Raw genomic sequence first — 18692 nt, forward strand, 5'->3', positions numbered from 1 at the left:
GGCCTGGCGATCAGGGGCCCAGGCTCTGCCGAATCACTCTGCCGCCATATCCATCTCAGGACTCAATGTGCCAAGCCAGGCAACGATGCTGATAATGGCAACCGCCACCGCAAGTTCCAGGATGATGCTGCGTCGCAGCGCCTTGATGGCAGGCGCATGACGACCCGTTTGCAAGGACCGGTCAAGCAGCGGACTGAGGTGGAAACGATTCGCCGCTGCCAGGATCAGCATTCCCACGAAGAGTGCGATCTTGAGCGCCAGTAACAAGCCGTAGGTGCTTTTCATCACTCCGCTGATTTCCGGGCCAACGATGAGAACGTAGTTGGCGATACCGGTAATGGACAAGCTGATGACGATCAATGCCCCTGCCGACTCGAAACCCGTCAAGGTTCGCGACAGCAAGCGCAGACGCTGCTCCCCATCGAGCCGATTGGAGCGAAGCAGCAGCACGAATGCGATCAATGCTCCGAGCCAGCCACCCGCACCAAGAAGATGTGCGATATCACTGGTGAAGTGGACATAGCGCAAGAGGCCTTCATCCATCGCGCCGTGTCCTGTCCAGGCCAAAGTGGAAAGGGCTGTGGCTCCCAACAGTGAAGACAAGACCAGGCTCAGGGTCGGGGCGCGCCTGCCGAAAATCGCGACCACCGCAATCAGTAGCAGCGCCGCTATTCTGACCATCCAGGTCAGACCTGCATCTGTATCCGTCACGATCATTTGCAGGATGTGGTGATGAAGCTCGAAAAAGCTGGACACTCCACTCATCACCTTCGCCATCTGCAGCATCGCTGCCACAGACAGCAAGGTGCCGATCAAGGCGGCCCATAACAATATCGATTCAAAGTTGAATACAACTCCGCTGACCCGCTCTTGTCCCTTGAGGCTGTATAGCCCGAACAACGCCAGACCAAAAAGCAGAATCAAGTCGATATACAAGGCGAAACGCAGAGCGACAGTTATGGGGTCACCCATGGCTTACTTCACCTTGAAGGTTACAGCGCCAGTAATCGGATGCGTATCAGAGGAAACGGCCCGCCATTGGACCTTATAAGTTCCGGTGGTGAGAGGAGCTGCCGGCGTGATGAGCATCACTTTCGGATCGCTACTGCCTGAGACGGCCGTCTTCACGCCCATGGGCGAGGAATGGGACATGCCCGGCATTTCAGTCATGACGAGCTTGGCGCCGGAGAGCTGAGTCAGCAACGTTTCCGAGAAGTGCAGTTCGATCTTGGCTGGAGCCTCGACGACACTCCCCTCAGCAGGCGAGGAGGAAAGCAGTTTGGGGTGTGCCTGGGCGGCGGCACTCAGCAGCATTCCGGCACCGAGCACCGCCGTGGCGGCAAGCGTTTTCAGGTTTTGCATGCAAGACTCCTCGCGGTTCATACCGCTCTACTTGTTTGTTTATCTTGGAAGGAACGAAGAAGGCTGGAAGCGGCCGGTTAGAACCACATGCGCACGCCGAGGACCAGGCGCGTTTCGCTGGAGTCCTCGCCCTCGTCACTGGCGTAGTCCGCTGTCTTTCCATAGAGATGGTTCCAAGTGACGCCGACGTACGGCGCGAACTCTCGGTAGATCTCATAACGCAGCCGCAGTCCAACCTCCGCATCGGAGATGCCGGACCCGGTGCCACGCTGCGGGTCATTCCGGCCATAGAGGTTCACTTCGGCCGTCGGCTGAAGGATCAGGCGATTGGTCAGGAGGATGTCGTAATCCCCTTCGAGCCTGAGAGCGCTTTGGCCGCCCTCCCCCAGGAACGCAGTTGCCTGGGTTTCGAAGTCATACAGGGCCATCCCCTGGACACCAACGGCTGCCCAGGTTTGTGGCGAGCCAGGTTTGAAGTCCTGCCGCACGCCGCCAACCACGTCCCACCAGGGGCCGATGGAGTGCCCCCACAGGGCCTGCAGCTCGGCACTCTCGGTAACCCCATTGAGTCGCTCCCCTTCGGAGCGCAACCACAGGCGATCAACATTGCCGCCAACCCAGCCGTTGGCCTCCCAACTGAGGGCACTACCTTGATCGGCGTCCTGCCACTCCAACTTATCAATGACGAATAGGGAGTTGAGTGCTTGTCCCATATGGTGGTCCATGCCGCCCTTGTACACAGCGGCACGATCAGCATCGGTCAACACAGGAATTGGCGTGCGGCTTTCCGTTGGTGCAGCCGGTTGCATCCCTTGCATGTCGGAGTAGTCCGCATCCTGCATCTGGGAGTGATCCATGCCCTGCATCTGGGAATGGTCCATGCCCTGCATCTGGGAATGATCCATCCCCTGCATCTGGGAGCCATCCATGCCTTGCATCGGCTCTTCAGCGTGGGCACCAGCCAAAGGAAGCAAACTCACCCCAAGGACTGCGATGCGGGCCAAAACGGAGTGACGGGTCTGTTCGAGGTCCATGCTGTTCTCCTATTCCTGCACTCGCACTTCACGGAACATGCCCAGTTCCATGTGATACATCAGGTGGCAGTGATAGGCCCATCGACCAAGCGCATCAGCCGTCACGCGATAGCTGCGCTTCGACCCCGGCGGCATGTCGATGGTGTGCTTTCTCACCATGAAGTTGCCCTGTTCATCCTCCAAATCACTCCACATGCCATGCAAATGGATGGGGTGCGTCATCATGGTGTCGTTAACCAGGGTGATACGAACACGTTCGCCGTACGTGAGGAGCAGCGGCTTGGCATCGGCGAACTCGATGCCATCGAACGACCAGGAGAACTTCTCCATGTGGCCGGTCAGGTGTAGCTCGATGGTTCGGGATGGGACTCGTCCGTCAGGATCTTCGAACGTGCTCTTGAGGTCGGCATAGGTCAGCACGCGCCGGCCATTGTTACGCAAGCCAATACCTGGATCGTTGAGCTTCGCCGTAGGGGTCATGGTCTGCATGTCGACCAAGGGATTATCGGCCTCGGACGCAGGGTGGGATTGCATCTGCGCACCCATTCCCTGCATCTGGCTGTGCTCCATGCCAGCCATGCTGCCATGGTCCATACCGGTCATATCCATGCCGGCCATGTCGCCGTGGTCCATGCCAGACATATCCATGCCCGCCATGCTTCCATGATCCATTCCGCCCATGCCCATATCGTCCATGGTGATTTGCGGACGGGGATCCAGCGCCGGCACTGGAGCACTGACACCTTCCCTTACGGCCAGGGTGCCCCGGGCGTAGCCCGTACGGTCCATGGACTGGGCAAAAATGGTGTACGCGGCCTGGTCTGTCGGCTCGACAATGACGTCATAGGTTTCAGCAACGGCAATGCGGAACTCTTCAACACTCACTGGCTGGACGGGCTGCCCGTCGGCAGCCACCACTGTCATCTTCAGTCCGGGAATCCGAACATCGAAGTAGGTCATAGCAGAGGCATTGATGAAGCGCAGTCGGACCTTCTCGCCCGGCTTGAAGAGGCCGGTCCAGTTGCTATCAGGAGCGTGACCGTTGACGAGGTAGGTATAGGTATAACCACTTACATCAGCGAGATCGGTAGGGCTCATCTTCATTTCCGCCCACATCTTGCGATCTGCAACGGTCTGCGACCACCCCTTATCGCTTACATCATCAATGAAGTCGCCAACCGTGCGCTTGTGAAAATTATAATAACCAGAGTCTTTCTTCAGTTTCGCAAGGACACGACTGGGATTCTCATCAGACCAATCGCTGAGCATGACGACATAATCACGGTCGCAAGAGAATTTCTCTGGCTCCTTGGGATCGATAATCAAAGGCCCGAAAACGCCAAGCTGCTCCTGGAAACCGGAGTGGCTATGGTACCAGTAGGTACCATGCTGATTGACCTTGAATTTGTATTCGTACATTCCATCGGGCGCGATTCCCTGGAAACTTAAACCTGGCACACCATCCATGTTGGCGGGGAGGATAATTCCGTGCCAATGAATGGAGGTATCTTCCTTCAGGCGGTTACGAACGCGGAGCGTAATCGTGTCACCCTCGCGCCAACGCAAAGTTGGCCCGGGAAGCGATCCATTGATGGTCATTGCCGTACGAACTGCGCCAGTCAGGTTGACTGGAGTTTCACCAATGAACAGATCGAACTCCGTTCCGGCAAGCACTGTCGGTTGCCCCGGACTGGCAAGGGCCCAGACTGGAGTGCGCCACAAACCAAGCCCGCCGAGAATACCTGTCGCCGCAAGGCCCTTAACGAAAGTCCGTCTTGACGTTTTGTTCTGCATTCCGCTACGACCCTGCCAGGAGAGAGTTCTTATGAGCCATTCCGAGCCATTAATGAAATTGACTTCGTTCCGATCCTGATCGATCGGCGACCCAGATGTCGTTGAAAAATTTGCCATATTCAGGCAATCGCGATGATTACATTTCTGTAAGGATGTGATCTTGCCGCTACCAGCCTGGCTTTCCGGGCCGTACAGGGCTGCCGCCATCATCTTGGTCAGCCGCCTGCCGTTGCTGAATCGCTCCCACGAGCCTACGACTCTGGCAAAACAAACAGCACCACTATCACTGGTTTATTTCAATCCGCCCCAACATCCCTTTCTGGTAATGCCCAGGGATACTGCACGCAAACTGCAACCCCGATACTTTTCTAAAAGTCCAAACCAGTTCCCTGGCCTCACCTGATTCAATCAGAACACTGCTGGCATCATTGTGATTCATGCCGGCCATATCATGCTCGACACCACTCACTTTCATGGCCGTGAGATAAGCACTTCTGAACATCTCAACCATTTCCTTCTGATGTTCCAGGTGCGCCGCTGGTTTACACAGATTGAACTCATGAAGAACCAGCCCTTCATTTTTCAATACAGACCTGACGCTTTCGCCACTCGTCACGTCTCAGCGAGACGGTTCAAAATAGAGATCCCCATCTTGATCTCAATCTTCCGATCTACCTTCTCCGGCGCGCCACGACTTCCAAAATCGAAACCCGATCCAAAGCCAAGAAATCAAAAATCAATCTATTGGCATCAACCAGCCAGGGAACATGGGTAAGGCCTTAAGGGGATATGGCCAATCGATGCACTCGCTCTAACAACCATCTCGACCTTAGCGATACCCGCCTTACCCTCGGCTTATGCCCGGATTACTTTTTTGTCAGCGCTGAAGTATGTAATGACCTGATCGACTTCCATCTGGAGTTCACACATCGCATTCGATGCTGTACGAGCCGACGCAAGCGGCGCGTCTCGCTGAACTCAATACCTGCCAGTTGAACGCCATCGACAAGGAAGTCCGCACGATCATTGGGTCGCCGGATAGTCGGCGATAACCTCATCGGTGCCGTCCCGGGTAAGTCCAATGACTTGGTATGCCTGCCGGGCGGAGCCCATTTCCATGCCAGGCGAGCCGGCAGGCATACCGGGAGCCGCGATGCCGAGCAGTTCCGGATGCTTTTCCAGCTCACGGATCTGCGCCACCGGAACGTGCCCTTCGACGAATTTTCCACCGATCACCGCGGTATGGCAGGAGGACAGGCGCGGTGCCACGCCAAGGCGCTGCTTGACCGCACTCATGTTCGGCTCGACGTGGTCGTTCACGCTGAAGCCGTTGGCCTCCAGGTATTTGATCCAGCTCTTGCAGCAACCGCAGTTGGGATCGCGGTAGACATCGATGGTTGTGGCGGCCTGGGCGATGGATGCCATGAACAGCCCGGCCAGGGCGGTCAAGCGAAGTGCCTTGCGCATGATGGTCCCTCCTCAGTGACAGCAGCAGGAGTTGCCGCCGCAGCCGCGCGCCTGGCCACCGACCTGGGCCGGAGCCGATGCTTCGACCTTGGCCGGATAACCGGCGCCCTGCAGCGCGACCAGCACTGCCTGGGCATCGGCGTCACCGCTGACGCGCACCCGGCCCGACTCGAGGTCGACCGATACCTCGGCAACCCCGGCAACCGGCGCCAATGCGGCATTCACGTGGCGGACGCAGGACGCGCAACTCATACCTTCAACTCGCAGATCGATACTTTTCATCGTGATGACTCCTCGGCAGGAAAATCTTTCTGCCCGGAACGCTGACTGAACCGCTCCGAGCCCTGGGACCATCCTCAACCTTGCCATCGTGGCAAGGTCAAGCCCATCAAACCTGTCCCTCGAGCGAGGCCTTGCGCAGACGCAAGGCGTTGAAGACAACCGACGCCGAACTCACGCTCATGGCCAGCGCCGCGACCATCGGCGACAGCAGGTGTCCGGTCAGCGGGTAGAGCAGCCCGGCGGCCAGGGGGATGCCCATGGCGTTGTAGGCGAAGGCGAAGGTGAGGTTCTGGTGCATGTTGCGCACGGTCGCCATGGACAGGTTGCGGGCGCGCAGGATGCCGAGCAGATCGCCCTTGACCAGGGTGACCTGCGCGCTGTTCATCGCCACATCGGTGCCAGTGCCCATGGCAATGCCAACATCGGCGCGCGCCAGCGCGGGCGCGTCGTTGATACCGTCGCCGGCCATCGCCACGCGGCGGCCGGCTTGTTGCAGGTCAGCCACCAGGCGCTCCTTGTCCTGCGGCCTGACCTCGCCATGCACTTCCTCGATGCCCAACTGGCGGGCTACTGCGCGCGCCGTCGTCGGCCCGTCACCCGTGGCCATGATGACCCGCACGCCAACGGCCCGCAGGCGTTCCAAGGCTTGCCGGGAGGTCGGCTTGATCGGGTCGGCCACTGCCAGCAGGCCAACTGCGCTGCCGTCCACTGCCAGGTACATAATGCTCGCCCCTTCACTGCGCCACTGTTCGGCACGCGCCTTCAGGGCTTCGCAGGAGACTCCCGCATCCTCCAGCAGCGCCGTGTTGCCCAATAGCAGGCGACGTCCCTCGACCTGGCCGCGCACACCAATACCCGAGGCGCTTTCGAACTCGTCCGCCGGACTCAATGCCAGCCCCTGGGCCCTGGCCTGCTCGACGATGGCATGCGCCAGAGGATGCTCGCTGCCCTGGTCCAGGCTGGCAGCCAGCCGCAGCACATCGTCGGTGCTGAAGCCGGGAGCCGCCTCAAGCCCCTGAAAGACAGGCCGACCTTCGGTGAGGGTTCCAGTCTTGTCGACGATCAGCGTGTCGATACGGCGCAGGTTCTCGATGGCCGCCGCATCACGGAACAGCACCCCGCTGCCGGCGGCCTTGCCACTGGCCACCATCACCGACATGGGCGTCGCCAGCCCAAGTGCGCAGGGACAGGCAATGATCAGCACCGCCACCGCATTGATCAGGCCGAACACCCAGCCGGGTTGTGGCCCCCAGAGGCCCCAGCCGAACAAGGTCAGGACCGCGATGGCGATGACGACCAGCACGAAGTAACCGGCGATCACGTCGGCCAGACGCTGCATCGGCGCCTTCGAACGTTGCGCCTGCACGACCATCTGCACGATCTGCGCAAGCACGGTCGCCGAGCCGACCTTCTGCGCCTGCATCACCAGGCTGCCGTGGGTGTTCAGGGTGGCGCCGATCAATGCGTCCCCGGCCCGCTTCAGCACCGGAATGGGCTCGCCGGTCAGCATCGACTCGTCGACGGCGCTTTCCCCCTGTTCGACCAAGCCGTCGACCGGAACCTTCTCGCCGGGACGGACACGCAGTCGGTCGCCCGGATGCACGTGGCTCAGCGGGATGTCCTCCTCGCTGCCATCGGAGTTGATACGTCGCGCCGTCCTGGGCGCCAGGCCAAGCAGGGACTTGATCGCCGCCGAGGTCTGCGAGCGCGCCTTGAGTTCGAGCATCTGGCCCAGCAGGGTGAGCGAGATGATGACCGCCGCAGCTTCGAAGTAGACACCGATGCGACCATCCATCATGAAGTTCGCCGGAAAGGCCCCCGGCGCCAGCGTAGCCACGACGCTGTAGAGATAGGCGGCGGAAGTGCCGAGGCCGATCAGCGTCCACATGTTGGGGCTGCGCTGGAGCACCGAGTGCACCCCGCGCACGTAGAACGGCCAGCCCGCCCAGAGCACGACCGGGCTGGCGATCAGCAGTTCGACCCAGTTCTGCGTGGCGCCATGGAACAGGTTCAGGGCATGGCCGCCCATGGCCAGCAGCGTGACGATGACGGTCAACGGCAGCGTCCACCAGAAGCGGCGGGAGAAGTCCCTGAGCTCGGGGTTCTCTTCCTGTTCCAGTTCCGGGAGCACCGGCTCCAGGGTCATGCCGCACTTCGGACAGTTCCCGGGGCCCAGTTGGCGCACTTCAGGGTGCATCGGGCAGGTGTACCAGGTACCGCTTGCAACCGACGGAGCGTCGGCTGCTTCATCGCGCACGACGTCCTCATAGCGTTCCGGCGCTGCCTTGAACGTCGACAGGCACTTTTCGCTGCAGAACCAGTAGGCCTTCCCCGCGTGCTCCAGGTGGTAGGGACTGTCAGTCCTGATCTTCATCCCACAAACCGGATCTTTCACTTCGCCGAGGGCGGCTTTGTTCCCGGGTGATGGCCGTGCATGTTCGTGACCGTGCATGAGTCAGCCTCTTTCGTCGTCCTTGGGGGCGTTGTTCGTTCCACTCCGATGACCGTGACCGCCGTGGTGATGGCCAAACAGGTGCATCAGAGGGCACAGCAACAGGATTGCGTACGGCAACAGCAACGAGATATGCCCGTAGTGCTCACGAGCAAAATAGAACAGGGCAATCACCAGCAACATGCCCAGGACAATGCCCGGCTTGCTGCGCCAGAAGGACCGCAACGGCTGATGGGATGGATGCGAAGTGTTCATGACCATTCTCCAGGGGCAAACGCGGGCTACCTCGCCAGGGCCTGGTGAGAGCCTGCACCTACCAGGCCAGGACTGGGGCCGCGCCGCGCGATTACTGGGCCGGCTGCTCCATGGGGTGCTGCATGGGCATATCCTTCATGCCCGACTGCGGCCCCATCATGTCGGCCTGCTGATCCATCATCTGCATCATCATTCCCATCATCTTCGAGTCCATCATCTTCATGTGCTGGCCCATGCCCTTGCCGGCGCAGCCGTTCTGCATCATGCCAAGGCCTTCCCTCATCGCCTGCATACCGTCACGCATGGCGGCCTGGCGCTCTTCCGGGGTCTTGGCAACAGCGAGGCGGTCATGAATGGCCTGCATCTTCGTCATCTGTTCGGCCATGGCATTTTCCTGCCCCTGGGCCGGCACCGACTTGCTCTCGGCTTTCACCGGGGCCGGGTCTGGATGATGTTCGTCGACAGCCACGGCAAGGAGGGGGCTGCTGATCAGTAGTGCGGCGACAAGCGATTTGAGGGTGATGTGCATGGCGATCTCCAGGTATTTCAACGGGTGAAATGAAGCGGCGCCGCGCCTGGTCTTGCAGGCGCAGCAGGACTGTGCGCCCGGTGAGCCGAGCGCACGGACGGCGAGTCAATCGTTGAAGCGGACGAAACTCAGGCGTGCCGGCGGCCGGGGCGGCGCAGGCCGGTGCATGACGAGTGCGCCGAAGCGCAGGGGGATGACAGCAGGCAGGAAGAGGACGGGACGCGTAAGCAGGAGAACCCAGAAGACCAGGTCAAGCGAAAGGTGGCCCGGCGCCGCATTGAGCGCGGACGCGCTGTCGTCGCAGAACTGCAGACAGCCGCTGGCATGAAGCTGGTGCTCGGGAGCATCCAGGCTGGTCGAAAGGTCGGCATGGGCAAGTGCGGGATCATGCGCTGGGTACGACAGGCAACCATGGCTTGCGGCAACCCCGAACGCCAGCACCCACAGCACCAAGGCCATGCGTAGCAACGCGCGTTGACGGTTCCGGAACCAGATCATCTGCTCAGCCCGTAGCAAAGATAAGCCAGACACTAGCGCCGGCAGCGTAGCGGAACTTGATCCGCATCAAGCAAAGCTGCGGGCTTCGCGACAGTCCGGCGACTCGCTCGGACGTCCATCCCGAGATCGGCAGCCGTTGCCCTCCGACGGCCGCAATCAGCCGCCCGCGTTGGTTGAACCTGGTTTCCGGCCTTTCTCCAGACCGGGCATCGATGCGGACTTACTGCCTTCCCCGGCGTCCGCTACATTGACCGTACCATAGAGACAGCGCGGAGCGGACTCGCCGTGAAAGCGGACGCTTGCACGCGACTCAATCCGTCAGCAGGTCCGAACGCCGGCGTCCCGCCAGGCGGGGAAACGGAGGCAAACGATGACACGGGTTCGCGTTGAAGGCTTCACCCTCTCACTCGACGGATACGGGGCAGGCCCGGATCAGGACATCGACAATCCGCTCGGCATTGGCGGGACTGAGCTGCACCAGTGGCTGGTCCCGACCCGCACGTTCCAGCAGGCCTTGTTCGGCAAGGACGACGGTACGACCGGAGTTGACGATGATTTCGCCGCCCGAGGCTTTCGGAATGTCGGCGCCTGGATTCTCGGGCGGAACATGTTCGGGCCCATTCGCGGGGATTGGCCGGACATGAACTGGAAAGGCTGGTGGGGAGACAACCCGCCGTATCACGTTCCCGTCTTCGTCCTGACCCACCATGCCCGTCCCCCCATCGAACTGGAAGGCGGCACGACCTTCCACTTCATCACAGGCGGCATTCACGAGGCGCTCGACCGTGCACGCGCGGCCGCTGCCGGAAAGGACGTGCGAATCGGTGGTGGGCCGGACACGATCCGGCAGTACCTGCGTGAAGGCCTTATCGATGAACTGCACATTGCGATCTCGCCAGTCCTGCTCGGCCGGGGGGAATCCCTGTTCGAAGGGGTCGATTTGCGAACGCTGGGCTACGAGTGCGTTGAATTCGTAGCCACGGAGAAGGCCACGCACATTGTCCTGCGGCGCCAGGGGCGCACGGACGCCTGACGGCCAGCGATCACACGCAGGACCGCTCCACGCCCAGCGCCCGATTGCAACCCATGGCAGGGCCGAGCCAACCTCGGCCCCGGGCTCGTCCCGCTACATCCTGAATCACCGCCCTCCCCGTTTATCCCTCCCGAAATCACGCACGGCCTGCTGAGTACCCATCGGCACGACCTGCCTCGATTTGCGTCGAGACATTTACAGACGATTCGTATTTGCGAATAATTACTATTTATTCTTCACAAAAACAACGAGTCGTAAATAATGGTAAAAAAGTCTGTCGCCCCAGCATCCCTCTCGATGCTGGGTCTGCTGGTCACTCCCACCGTTCACGCTGAGTCCCAGGACACCCTGGCGCTGCCGGAAACCTCCGTCACCGCCGCTTACGACCAGCAAAGCTACAACCCCGGCGATAGCAAAAGCGCGCTGAAGATCGACGCTCCCCTGCGAGACATCCCCCAGACGGTCAACGTCGTGCCGCAGAGCGTGATCAAGGACCAGGGCGCCCAGTCCATGGAAGACGTGCTGAAGAACGTACCCGGCGTCGGCTTCTCCAATGGCGATGGGCAACGCGACCAGGTCACCATCCGTGGCTTCAGCGCCATCGGCGATATGTACATCGACGGCGTCCGCGACGATGCCCTGTACTTCCGCGACCTTTCCAACATCGAGCGCGTCGAGGTCATCAAGGGCCCCGCCGCCGTGCTCTATGGCCGTGGTTCCTCCGGCGGCCTGATCAACAGCATCTCCAAGACCCCGGGCTTCGCACCCAAGCACGAAGTGGGCATGACCGTCGATTCCGAGGGCAAGCGCCGCACGCAGTTCGACACCGGCTGGGCCGACCAGCAGACCAACCAGGCGTATCGCGTCACGGGCGCCTTCGAGGACAGCGACACCTACCGCGACGATGGCTACATCGACCGCAAGGCCATCGCCCCCTCGGCCTACTTCCGCCTCTCCGACGACCTGGAGCTGAACCTCGGCGCCAGCTACCTGTACGACAAGCGCCTGATCGACTTCGGCATCCCCGCCCTGGGTGACCGCCCGGTGGATGTCGACCGGGACAAGCGCTTCGGCTCCGGCGACCCGGATCAGGACTACGCCCGCAGCGAAGTGTTCTCGCTCACCAGCGCCCTGAACTACCAGATCAACGACAACCTCAGCCTGACCAACACCAGCCGCTTCTACCGCTACGACCTGGACCGCAACAACACCCTGGCCGATACCAGCCCGACCCGCTTCGTCACCTCGCCCGACGGCGAACTGCTGGTGAAGCTCAACCGCGGCAACGTGGCACGCGACGAGTACGGCGTGTTCAACCAGACCGAACTCAAGCAGCACGCGCAACTGGCCGGCATGCAGCACAACCTGCTGTATGGCGTCGAGGTGGGCGTCCAGGACAAGCACCAGCGCGTGTTCAGCCAGAACAACGTGGCGCAGGTTCCGGTGTTCGGCGATGGCCTGGTTCCGGTCCCGGAGCACGCCGCCAACCTGTCGTCCAAGGGCACCAACACCCAGGACACCACCGGCTTCTACGTGCAGGACCTGATCGAGCTGAATGAGCAGTGGAAAGCGCTGCTGGGCGTGCGCTACGACATCTTCGGCCAGGAGTACGACGACGAGCGTGTGCAGAACGTCGACCTCGACCGCACCGACAAGACCTGGAGCCCGCGCGCCGGCCTGGTCTACCAACCGGACCAGATCCAGTCCTACTACGTGTCCGTCAGCCGCAGCTATCAGCCGTCAGGCGAAGTGTTCGCGGTGAGCCCGTCCAACCAGAACCTCGAACCCGAGGAAACCACCAACTACGAGATCGGTACCAAGTGGGACCTGCTGGACAACCGCCTCTCGATCACCGCCGCGATTTTCCGTCTCGAACGCACCAACATGAAGACCGCCGACCCGACCAACCCGAACCTGACCGTGTTGGCCGGCGAGCAACGCACCGACGGCTTCGAGACCACGATCAGCGGGCAGTTGACGGACAAGTGGCAGATCTATGCCGGCTACGCCTACCTCGATGCGGAGATCACCAAGTCCAACAGCAAGACCAACGGCGTACCCAACGAAGGCCAGGTGCCCACCCTCACCCCGCGCAACAGCGCCAACCTCTGGCTGGTGCGTACCCTCACCCCGCAATGGCGTGCCGCTGCGGGCGCCAACTACGTTGACGACCGCTACACGGCGCTGGACAACAACGTGGTGATGCCGAGCTACACCACCTTCGATACCGCCCTCTTCTACAGCGTGCCGCACTGGGACATGGCACTGCGCCTGAAGAACGTTTTCGATCGTGATTACTACGTCTCCGCACACGGCTCGGTGGACCTCATCACCCCCGGTGCGCCACGGACCCTCGAAGCGAGCCTGAACTATCGCTTCTAGGGAAATGCTGGCGATGATCTGAAATAGTCATCGTTGCTATGACATGAATGGCTGCTTCTGGTCGACTTCTGTTGGTCACGGCTGGCAGAGGTCGGCTAGGAGCGGACGTTTAGAGTACGGAAAATAAATCCCCTTTTTCCCTTTCATGCAATCGGATAACGCTTGAACAGATCGGTCTGTTCCAGGCGGGCCGCATGGGCCTTGATGGCCGGAAAATCGCCGGCCTTGACTACGTCGGGCAGCATCGACTGCATGAACGACCAGGCCACTGCACAAGTGACCTCAGCCTGGTCGGGGCGCACACCTTGCGACGGTTGTGCCGCCAATTGCTTGTCCAGTTCAGCGCATGCCGCCAGCAGCTGCCGGGTGACGCGCTCGACCCAGGGCTGATGAAGCTTTTCCGCCGGACGAAGATTGTGTTCATAGACGATCTGGACGGTCTTCTCGCATGCCGCCAACGCCAGGCCCAAAGTACGCAAGGCACTGGCCAATGCCTGCGGTTGGGCCGGCAACAGCTTCCTGTCGGGTGCGCTGAGGGTCTCGAAATAATCGATGATCAGCGTCGAGTCCATCAGTACGGACCCGTCATCGAGCAGCAGGGTCGGTGCCTTGACTACCGGGTTGATCCTGGAAAACTCCTCGAAGGTGCTGAACACCGACAGTGGGTCATGTTCGAACTCGATGCCTAGAAGGTCCAGGGATATGGCCACCCGGCGAACATAAGGTGAATCCAGCATGCCAATGAGCTTCATCCATCACTCTCCTTGATTGATATTGATCTCTAATGCGGTAGTCCGGCGCTTGAACACTTGGGGCAAGGGCCAGGGGAGCGGATACGGTTGGCGCTCGTTCCCTGACTTGGCTGGAGCCAATTGCAGAACTCCTTCGCCGTCAATCAGCGCCAGCCCGGCTGACAGTTTCACGCGCTCGCCGGGGCCGATCGAGAAGTCGACACCATTGGCGCTGATCCAATGCGTGCCGCTCACCACACGCGTGTAGATGTCGCAGGCAAAACGCACCGAGAGCAATTGCGCTCTGGTCAATGAAACCTGCAACCACGGGTGATCGTCATCGTCGGAACCGCCCGTGGTCATTTGCCGTGCTCTCCATACATCGCCCATGGCAGCCATCCTCTTGCCAGTCCAAGACTTTACCGTTCCTTACATTAGTGAGAGCCTTTTCACTTATATATCGATATTTTTTTTCGCTACCGGTAAGAAATACTTACATGTCGAATATTCCTCCAATCACTTGCCTGCGCAGTTTCGAAGCGGTTGCAAGGCTGGGAAGCGTCACCGCCGCCGCCAGGGAACTGCATGTGACCCATTCGGCCATCAGCCAGCAGATCAAGGTGTTGGAGGAGATGATCGGCGTCATCCTGTTCGTCCGTGAGGGACGGGGGCTGCGGGTGAGCGAGGATGGGCGGCTGTATGCCTTGCAGGTCCGTGAATCATTGAGCCGAATCGCCGAAGCCACACAGCTGATCAAGACCCAACCCAAGTCAACGGAACTGGTGGTCGCTGTTCTCCCTTCGTTCGGCTTCAGCTGGCTGTTGCCGCGCTTGCCACGCTTCCAGCAATTGCAGCCGCACATAAGCATCAGGTTGCAGGCCAACCTGACGGTATCGAACCTGAGCCGGGAATCCGTCGATGTCGGAATCCGCATGGGCAAGGGCGACTGGGAGGGGGTGGAAAAACGTCTGTTGTTCCATGACGAGGCGCTGGTGGTTGCCGCTCCGCACTTCAATGGTGGGGAACTGCCGCGAACCCCGGAAGATATCCTCAGCAGCAGGATCATCTTCAACATGGAGTCATGGCGACCGTGGTGCCAGGCCGCAGGGCTGGATATCGACGTCCCACGCATCGGCCTGTGCAGCAATGACTCCAACCTGGTACTTCAAGCCGTGCGCCTGGGCCAGGGCATAGCCCTGGAGCGCCGCAGCCTCGTGCACGACGCGATCCAACGAGGGGAGTTGGTGCAACTCTCCCCGGTGATCGCTCCCTATCCCTACCCGTATTGGCTGGTATTACCCAACCGCGAGCGTTCGGAAACAAAGCAGCGGGTGTTCTCAAGTTGGCTGACGGATGAGGTCGCTGAATACCTGAACACACTGGATAACGGCAGCAAGGAAACGAAGTGCATATGAACCTGCATCTGGACGGCTAGCGCGTGTTCATCACCGGAGGCATCAAGGTTTTGCCCTGGAGCTCGACGTTCCTGCTTCCAGACGGCTGCCTCTGGCCTGCTTCTGCCTGATGCAATTGGCCGCGTTGAATCGGTCGCTGAGCGGTCGCTCCTACAGGTAGGGATTGGCTTGGTGAATGGCCGCTATGAACAGTCGGCAGAATCGTACGCGGGTGAGACCTGTTTCATTCCGTCAGCAATGTCCTGATGTTCCGTCGCAGCTTTCAAGCGAAAGGTCTTACGTTCCTTTAGCCTTGCGGGCCTACAAGCGCCGTCTCTAGCCTCTTGGTCGCCGCAGCAACATCGCGGCCGGGCGTAGGACCCCGAGCAACGAGCAAACGACAGCGATAGCGCCAAAGCCAAAAATGCGGGAGCAGTCCGTCCTGCAAATATGGTGTTCTATGGCGGTCCGTGTAGGGAGGCTTCGGCCTGCCGGTTCTTGCTCCTCTGTTCCGGGTTCCTACCCCTGCACGGACCGCCTCTCCACCCGTAGGACGGTTGACTGGCGGTTCCTCATCCATAGAGGAGCACAGCCAATGCACAACCCCCCTTTTACCCCCGCGCACCTCCCTTCCCCACCGCCAGTCCCTGCCCTCCATCCGGAGGCACACCATGCTTGAACTGGAGCTCGTTCCACTGGCGACACAGCCCGGCGACGGCGTGTTCTTCATCAACGCCCTGGCGCCGCCCCAGCAGCTGCATGAAGCCGCACTACGGCGCCTGACGGCGGTCGAGGACCTGTTGCGGCTGATGGAAGACGACGCTGATCGCGGCCTGATCCACGCCACCGCGCGGCTCGCGTCGGCGCTCGCTCCACTGGTGGTCGAGGCCCGCCAGCTCTATGAACTGGCGCTGGAGCATCCACGGAACAGGCCGGATGGGAAGGTCGATGAACGCAGGCCCTGATCCGGCGATGGCGCACTACGCGATCACCCCGCAGGGCTGACCCGGCGACAGGTCGCACGGAGGGCCGGAGGGAGCTGCCCTTCCGGCCTCCGCACGAGCCTTGCCCTCTGGCGCGCGTTACTTGTTCGCGGTCAGCAGGCTGTAGCTGGTGATCAGGTTGCGGTAATCCGGAATGTGCGCGGAGAACAGCGCGGCCAGGCCTTCGATGTCGTTGCGCCAGTCGCGGTGCAGCTCACAGGCCACGCCGAACCAGGTCATCATCTGCGCGCCGGCGGCTTCCATACGGCGCCAGGCGGCGTCGCGGGTGACTTCGTTGAAGGTGCCCGAAGCATCGGCCACCACGAAGACGTCGAAGCCTTCGGCCAGGGCCGACAGCGCCGGGAAGGCCACGCACACTTCGGTCACTACGCCGGCGATGATCAGTTGCTTCTTGCCGGTGGCCTTGACCGCCTTGACGAAGTCTTCGTTGTCCCAGGCATTGATGTTGCCCGGACGGGCGATGTAGGGCGCGTCGGGGAACAGGTCTTTCAGCTCCGGCACCAGCGGGCCGTTGGGGCCGGTTTCGAAGCTGGTGGTGAGGATGGTCGGCAGCTTGAAATACTTGGCCAGGTCGGCCAGGGCCAGGACGTTGTTCTTGAACTTGTCCGGTTCGATGTCGCGTACCAGCGAGAGCAGACCGGCCTGGTGATCGACCAGCAGTACGGCGGCCTGGGACTTGTCGAGACGGACGTAAGGCTTGCTCATGGCGTTTCCTCGTTTGCAGGTGGAAAGCCCGGCACAGGGCCGGGCTGGGGTGAGTCAGCGTTGCGAGTCCAGTACTTCGTGCTCGGTCACTACCTGCTGCGCCTTGGTGTAGCTTTCGATCAGCAGACGGTAGTGAGGGAAGATTAGGCTATAGGCTTCGGCCCATTGAGCCGCGTCCGGACGATTCCAGGTGCGCTGGATTTCCGAGGCGACCGCGGCGGTGTCCATCGGCACCACGCCGGCCTGTACCACGCGGGCCAGGGTGATTTCCTGGGCCATCTTCGAATAGGTACCGGAGGCGTCGATCACGGCAAATACCCGATAGCCGGCATTGACCGCGGCGATGGCGGGGAACGCCATGCACACGCTGGTGATGGTGCCGGCGATGATCAGGGTCTTCTTGCCGGTCTTCTCCACGGCGGCGACGAACTCGGGGTTGTCCCAGGCATTGATCTCGCCCTTGCGCGCCACGTACTGGGCGTGCGGCGCGGCTTCGTGGATCTCCGGAATCAGCGGGCCGTTGGGGCCCTGCGGCACCGAGGCGGTGGTGATGACTGGGATCTTGGCCAGGGTGGCGATCCGCGCCAGGGTGATGGCGTTGTTGCGCAGCTCGGTCATGGGCATGTCCTTGACCGTCTGGAACAGGCCGCTCTGGTGGTCGATGAGCAGCATGGCGGTGTCGTCGGGATCGATCACCGGACGCTGACCGTTGAAGTTGGCGATCTGAGAGAAGTTGCTCATGGTGGTTCTCCTCGTAAGGGCCGTGTCGGCCCACGCTGACCCACGCACTTCGGCGTGGGAGATGATCCAGACTAGGCACCCGCCAAGTCCGGGATATGACAGTCAGTGACTCAGTTGGCCGAAGCGGCCTTCACGGAAGTCGTCGATGGCTTCGCGGATTTCGCGGTCGCTGTTCATCACGAAGGGGCCATAGCCGACGATCGGCTCGTTCAGCGGTTCGCCGCTGAGCAGCAGGACCAGGGCGTCGCTGTCGGCTTGCAGCAGCAGGCTGTCGCCGCGCCGGTCGAAGAGCGCCAGTTGCCCTTCGCGCAGGCTTTCGCCGCTGCCCAGGCTGAGGTTGCCGCGCAGGACCACCAGGGCGGTGTTGCGCCCCGGGGTGACCCGCAGGTCCAGCGTGTGGCCCGCATTCAGGCGCATGTCCCAGACATCCAGCGGACTGAAGGTGTGGGCCGGCCCTGCCGCGGCGCCGTAGCGGCCGGCAATCACCCGCAGGGTGCCGGCACCGTCGGGCAGCGCGACCTGCGGAATGTCCGCCGCCAGCAACGTCTGGTAGGCCGGCGCGGTGCGCTTGTCGCGCGCCGGCAGGTTCACCCAGAGCTGCGCCATGTGCAGCGTGCCGCCACTGCGGCTGAAGTCCGGCGAGTGGAATTCCTCGTGGAGGATGCCGTCGCCGGCGGTCATCCACTGCACGTCGCCGGGGCCGATGCGCCCGCCGCCGCCACTGGAGTCGCGGTGTTCCAGTTCGCCCTGGTAGACGATGGTCACCGTCTCGAAGCCGCGGTGCGGGTGCTGGCCGACGCCGCGTGGGCTGGTGCTGGGGGTGAAGTCATGGGGCCCCGCGTGGTCCAGCAGCAGGAAGGGGCTCAGGTGCTCGCCCAGGTTGTCGTAGGAGAACAGCGAGCGAACCGGGAAGCCATCGCCGACCCAATGCGGCCGAGGTGCGCTGTAGATACCGAGAATCTGTTTCATGGGGTGCCTCCTGTAGTGCATGGAGACACAATAAATCTGCAACACTGGGACCAGTAGACG

At 61.3% G+C, this 18692-nt stretch carries 20 protein-coding genes; 4 read left to right on the plus strand and 16 right to left on the minus strand.

Features of this window, described 5'->3' with window-relative positions; all coding sequences use genetic code 11:
• Positions 1 to 33: 33 nt before the first annotated feature.
• The 11 genes from copD to SD196_RS17430 all read right to left on the minus strand — a co-directional run bounded on the left by copD (position 34) and on the right by SD196_RS17430 (position 9634).
• Positions 34 to 972: a copper homeostasis membrane protein CopD gene (copD, locus tag SD196_RS17380; protein WP_275611253.1), complete on the minus strand. Its 939-nt coding sequence runs from the start codon at positions 970 to 972 to the stop codon at positions 34 to 36.
• 3 nt (positions 973 to 975) lie between these two features.
• Complete coding sequence (copC, locus tag SD196_RS17385; RefSeq protein ID WP_275611252.1) at positions 976 to 1362, minus strand: copper homeostasis periplasmic binding protein CopC; 387 nt, start codon at positions 1360 to 1362, stop codon at positions 976 to 978.
• 77 nt (positions 1363 to 1439) lie between these two features.
• On the minus strand, positions 1440 to 2396 hold the full coding sequence (locus SD196_RS17390; RefSeq protein WP_416310477.1) for a copper resistance protein B: 957 nt from the start codon (positions 2394 to 2396) through the stop codon (positions 1440 to 1442).
• A gap of 9 nt (positions 2397 to 2405) precedes the next feature.
• Positions 2406 to 4190 carry a copper resistance system multicopper oxidase gene (locus SD196_RS17395; RefSeq protein WP_416311753.1) on the minus strand — a complete coding sequence of 595 codons (1785 nt, stop codon included), beginning with the start codon at positions 4188 to 4190 and terminating at the stop codon, positions 2406 to 2408.
• Between the two features lie 283 nt (positions 4191 to 4473).
• On the minus strand, positions 4474 to 4692 hold the full coding sequence (locus SD196_RS17400; protein WP_343573121.1) for a plastocyanin/azurin family copper-binding protein: 219 nt from the start codon (positions 4690 to 4692) through the stop codon (positions 4474 to 4476).
• A gap of 521 nt (positions 4693 to 5213) precedes the next feature.
• Complete coding sequence (locus SD196_RS17405; protein ID WP_275611249.1) at positions 5214 to 5657, minus strand: DUF411 domain-containing protein; 444 nt, start codon at positions 5655 to 5657, stop codon at positions 5214 to 5216.
• 12 nt (positions 5658 to 5669) lie between these two features.
• Positions 5670 to 5939, minus strand: a complete 270-nt coding sequence (locus SD196_RS17410; RefSeq protein ID WP_275611248.1) for a heavy-metal-associated domain-containing protein — start codon at positions 5937 to 5939, stop codon at positions 5670 to 5672.
• A 106-nt stretch (positions 5940 to 6045) separates the two neighbouring features.
• Positions 6046 to 8313, minus strand: coding sequence for a heavy metal translocating P-type ATPase (locus SD196_RS17415; protein WP_416310478.1), 2268 nt, complete (start codon positions 8311 to 8313; stop codon positions 6046 to 6048).
• An 81-nt stretch (positions 8314 to 8394) separates the two neighbouring features.
• Positions 8395 to 8646, minus strand: a complete 252-nt coding sequence (locus tag SD196_RS17420; RefSeq protein WP_275611246.1) for a DUF2933 domain-containing protein — start codon at positions 8644 to 8646, stop codon at positions 8395 to 8397.
• Positions 8647 to 8737: 91 nt separating this feature from the next.
• Positions 8738 to 9175, minus strand: a complete 438-nt coding sequence (locus SD196_RS17425) for a hypothetical protein (protein WP_331318765.1) — start codon at positions 9173 to 9175, stop codon at positions 8738 to 8740.
• 105 nt (positions 9176 to 9280) lie between these two features.
• Positions 9281 to 9634: a hypothetical protein gene (locus SD196_RS17430; protein WP_416310479.1), complete on the minus strand. Its 354-nt coding sequence runs from the start codon at positions 9632 to 9634 to the stop codon at positions 9281 to 9283.
• Between the two features lie 409 nt (positions 9635 to 10043).
• Between SD196_RS17430 and SD196_RS17435 the strand changes: the two genes are divergently transcribed.
• Complete coding sequence (locus SD196_RS17435) at positions 10044 to 10706, plus strand: dihydrofolate reductase family protein (protein ID WP_370599687.1); 663 nt, start codon at positions 10044 to 10046, stop codon at positions 10704 to 10706.
• Positions 10707 to 10967: 261 nt separating this feature from the next.
• Positions 10968 to 13088, plus strand: coding sequence for a TonB-dependent receptor (locus SD196_RS17440; protein WP_416310480.1), 2121 nt, complete (start codon positions 10968 to 10970; stop codon positions 13086 to 13088).
• Positions 13089 to 13231: 143 nt separating this feature from the next.
• Here SD196_RS17440 and SD196_RS17445 read toward each other — a convergent pair whose 3' ends face one another.
• Positions 13232 to 13840, minus strand: a complete 609-nt coding sequence (locus tag SD196_RS17445; protein ID WP_343573109.1) for a glutathione S-transferase — start codon at positions 13838 to 13840, stop codon at positions 13232 to 13234.
• Between the two features lie 3 nt (positions 13841 to 13843).
• Positions 13844 to 14209: a hypothetical protein gene (locus SD196_RS17450; RefSeq protein WP_275611240.1), complete on the minus strand. Its 366-nt coding sequence runs from the start codon at positions 14207 to 14209 to the stop codon at positions 13844 to 13846.
• 107 nt (positions 14210 to 14316) lie between these two features.
• Between SD196_RS17450 and SD196_RS17455 the strand changes: the two genes are divergently transcribed.
• Together SD196_RS17455 and SD196_RS17460 are read left to right on the plus strand one after the other, a co-directional pair.
• Positions 14317 to 15234 (plus strand): LysR substrate-binding domain-containing protein, encoded by a 918-nt coding sequence (locus SD196_RS17455; RefSeq protein WP_275611239.1) that lies wholly within the window; start codon positions 14317 to 14319, stop codon positions 15232 to 15234.
• Between the two features lie 650 nt (positions 15235 to 15884).
• The gene (locus SD196_RS17460; RefSeq protein WP_343573106.1) at positions 15885 to 16178 is read left to right on the plus strand and encodes a hypothetical protein; all 294 of its coding nucleotides are present in this window, start codon (positions 15885 to 15887) and stop codon (positions 16176 to 16178) included.
• A 117-nt stretch (positions 16179 to 16295) separates the two neighbouring features.
• On the opposite strand, the gene ycaC is transcribed toward SD196_RS17460, so the two are convergent.
• The 3 genes from ycaC to SD196_RS17475 all read right to left on the minus strand — a co-directional run bounded on the left by ycaC (position 16296) and on the right by SD196_RS17475 (position 18632).
• Entirely contained in the window at positions 16296 to 16922 is a 627-nt protein-coding gene (gene ycaC, locus SD196_RS17465; RefSeq protein WP_275611237.1) for an isochorismate family cysteine hydrolase YcaC, read from the minus strand.
• A 54-nt stretch (positions 16923 to 16976) separates the two neighbouring features.
• Complete coding sequence (locus tag SD196_RS17470) at positions 16977 to 17663, minus strand: hydrolase (protein WP_275611236.1); 687 nt, start codon at positions 17661 to 17663, stop codon at positions 16977 to 16979.
• 102 nt (positions 17664 to 17765) lie between these two features.
• Positions 17766 to 18632: a pirin family protein gene (locus SD196_RS17475; protein WP_275611235.1), complete on the minus strand. Its 867-nt coding sequence runs from the start codon at positions 18630 to 18632 to the stop codon at positions 17766 to 17768.
• Between the last annotated feature and the right edge of the window lie 60 nt (positions 18633 to 18692).

The organism is Pseudomonas macauensis (assembly GCF_047902425.1).
Lineage (GTDB): Bacteria > Pseudomonadota > Gammaproteobacteria > Pseudomonadales > Pseudomonadaceae > Pseudomonas.

Bases quoted from the DNA above. Each gene is read 5' to 3' on its own strand.
- SD196_RS17425 (WP_331318765.1), bottom strand. From the start codon at position 9,175: ATGCACATCACCCTCAAATCGCTTGTCGCCGCACTACTGATCAGCAGC.
- SD196_RS17470 (WP_275611236.1), bottom strand. From the start codon at position 17,663: ATGAGCAACTTCTCTCAGATCGCCAACTTCAACGGTCAGCGTCCGGTG.
- copC (WP_275611252.1), bottom strand. From the start codon at position 1,362: ATGCAAAACCTGAAAACGCTTGCCGCCACGGCGGTGCTCGGTGCCGGA.
- SD196_RS17475 (WP_275611235.1), bottom strand. From the start codon at position 18,632: ATGAAACAGATTCTCGGTATCTACAGCGCACCTCGGCCGCATTGGGTC.
- SD196_RS17450 (WP_275611240.1), bottom strand. From the start codon at position 14,209: ATGGGCGATGTATGGAGAGCACGGCAAATGACCACGGGCGGTTCCGAC.
- copD (WP_275611253.1), bottom strand. From the start codon at position 972: ATGGGTGACCCCATAACTGTCGCTCTGCGTTTCGCCTTGTATATCGAC.
- SD196_RS17395 (WP_416311753.1), bottom strand. From the start codon at position 4,190: ATGCAGAACAAAACGTCAAGACGGACTTTCGTTAAGGGCCTTGCGGCG.
- SD196_RS17390 (WP_416310477.1), bottom strand. From the start codon at position 2,396: ATGGACCTCGAACAGACCCGTCACTCCGTTTTGGCCCGCATCGCAGTC.
- SD196_RS17455 (WP_275611239.1), top strand. From the start codon at position 14,317: ATGTCGAATATTCCTCCAATCACTTGCCTGCGCAGTTTCGAAGCGGTT.
- SD196_RS17420 (WP_275611246.1), bottom strand. From the start codon at position 8,646: ATGAACACTTCGCATCCATCCCATCAGCCGTTGCGGTCCTTCTGGCGC.
- SD196_RS17430 (WP_416310479.1), bottom strand. From the start codon at position 9,634: ATGGCCTTGGTGCTGTGGGTGCTGGCGTTCGGGGTTGCCGCAAGCCAT.
- SD196_RS17400 (WP_343573121.1), bottom strand. From the start codon at position 4,692: ATGTTCAGAAGTGCTTATCTCACGGCCATGAAAGTGAGTGGTGTCGAG.
- SD196_RS17460 (WP_343573106.1), top strand. From the start codon at position 15,885: ATGCTTGAACTGGAGCTCGTTCCACTGGCGACACAGCCCGGCGACGGC.
- SD196_RS17410 (WP_275611248.1), bottom strand. From the start codon at position 5,939: ATGAAAAGTATCGATCTGCGAGTTGAAGGTATGAGTTGCGCGTCCTGC.
- SD196_RS17415 (WP_416310478.1), bottom strand. From the start codon at position 8,313: ATGAAGATCAGGACTGACAGTCCCTACCACCTGGAGCACGCGGGGAAG.
- ycaC (WP_275611237.1), bottom strand. From the start codon at position 16,922: ATGAGCAAGCCTTACGTCCGTCTCGACAAGTCCCAGGCCGCCGTACTG.
- SD196_RS17435 (WP_370599687.1), top strand. From the start codon at position 10,044: ATGACACGGGTTCGCGTTGAAGGCTTCACCCTCTCACTCGACGGATAC.
- SD196_RS17445 (WP_343573109.1), bottom strand. From the start codon at position 13,840: ATGAAGCTCATTGGCATGCTGGATTCACCTTATGTTCGCCGGGTGGCC.
- SD196_RS17440 (WP_416310480.1), top strand. From the start codon at position 10,968: ATGGTAAAAAAGTCTGTCGCCCCAGCATCCCTCTCGATGCTGGGTCTG.
- SD196_RS17405 (WP_275611249.1), bottom strand. From the start codon at position 5,657: ATGCGCAAGGCACTTCGCTTGACCGCCCTGGCCGGGCTGTTCATGGCA.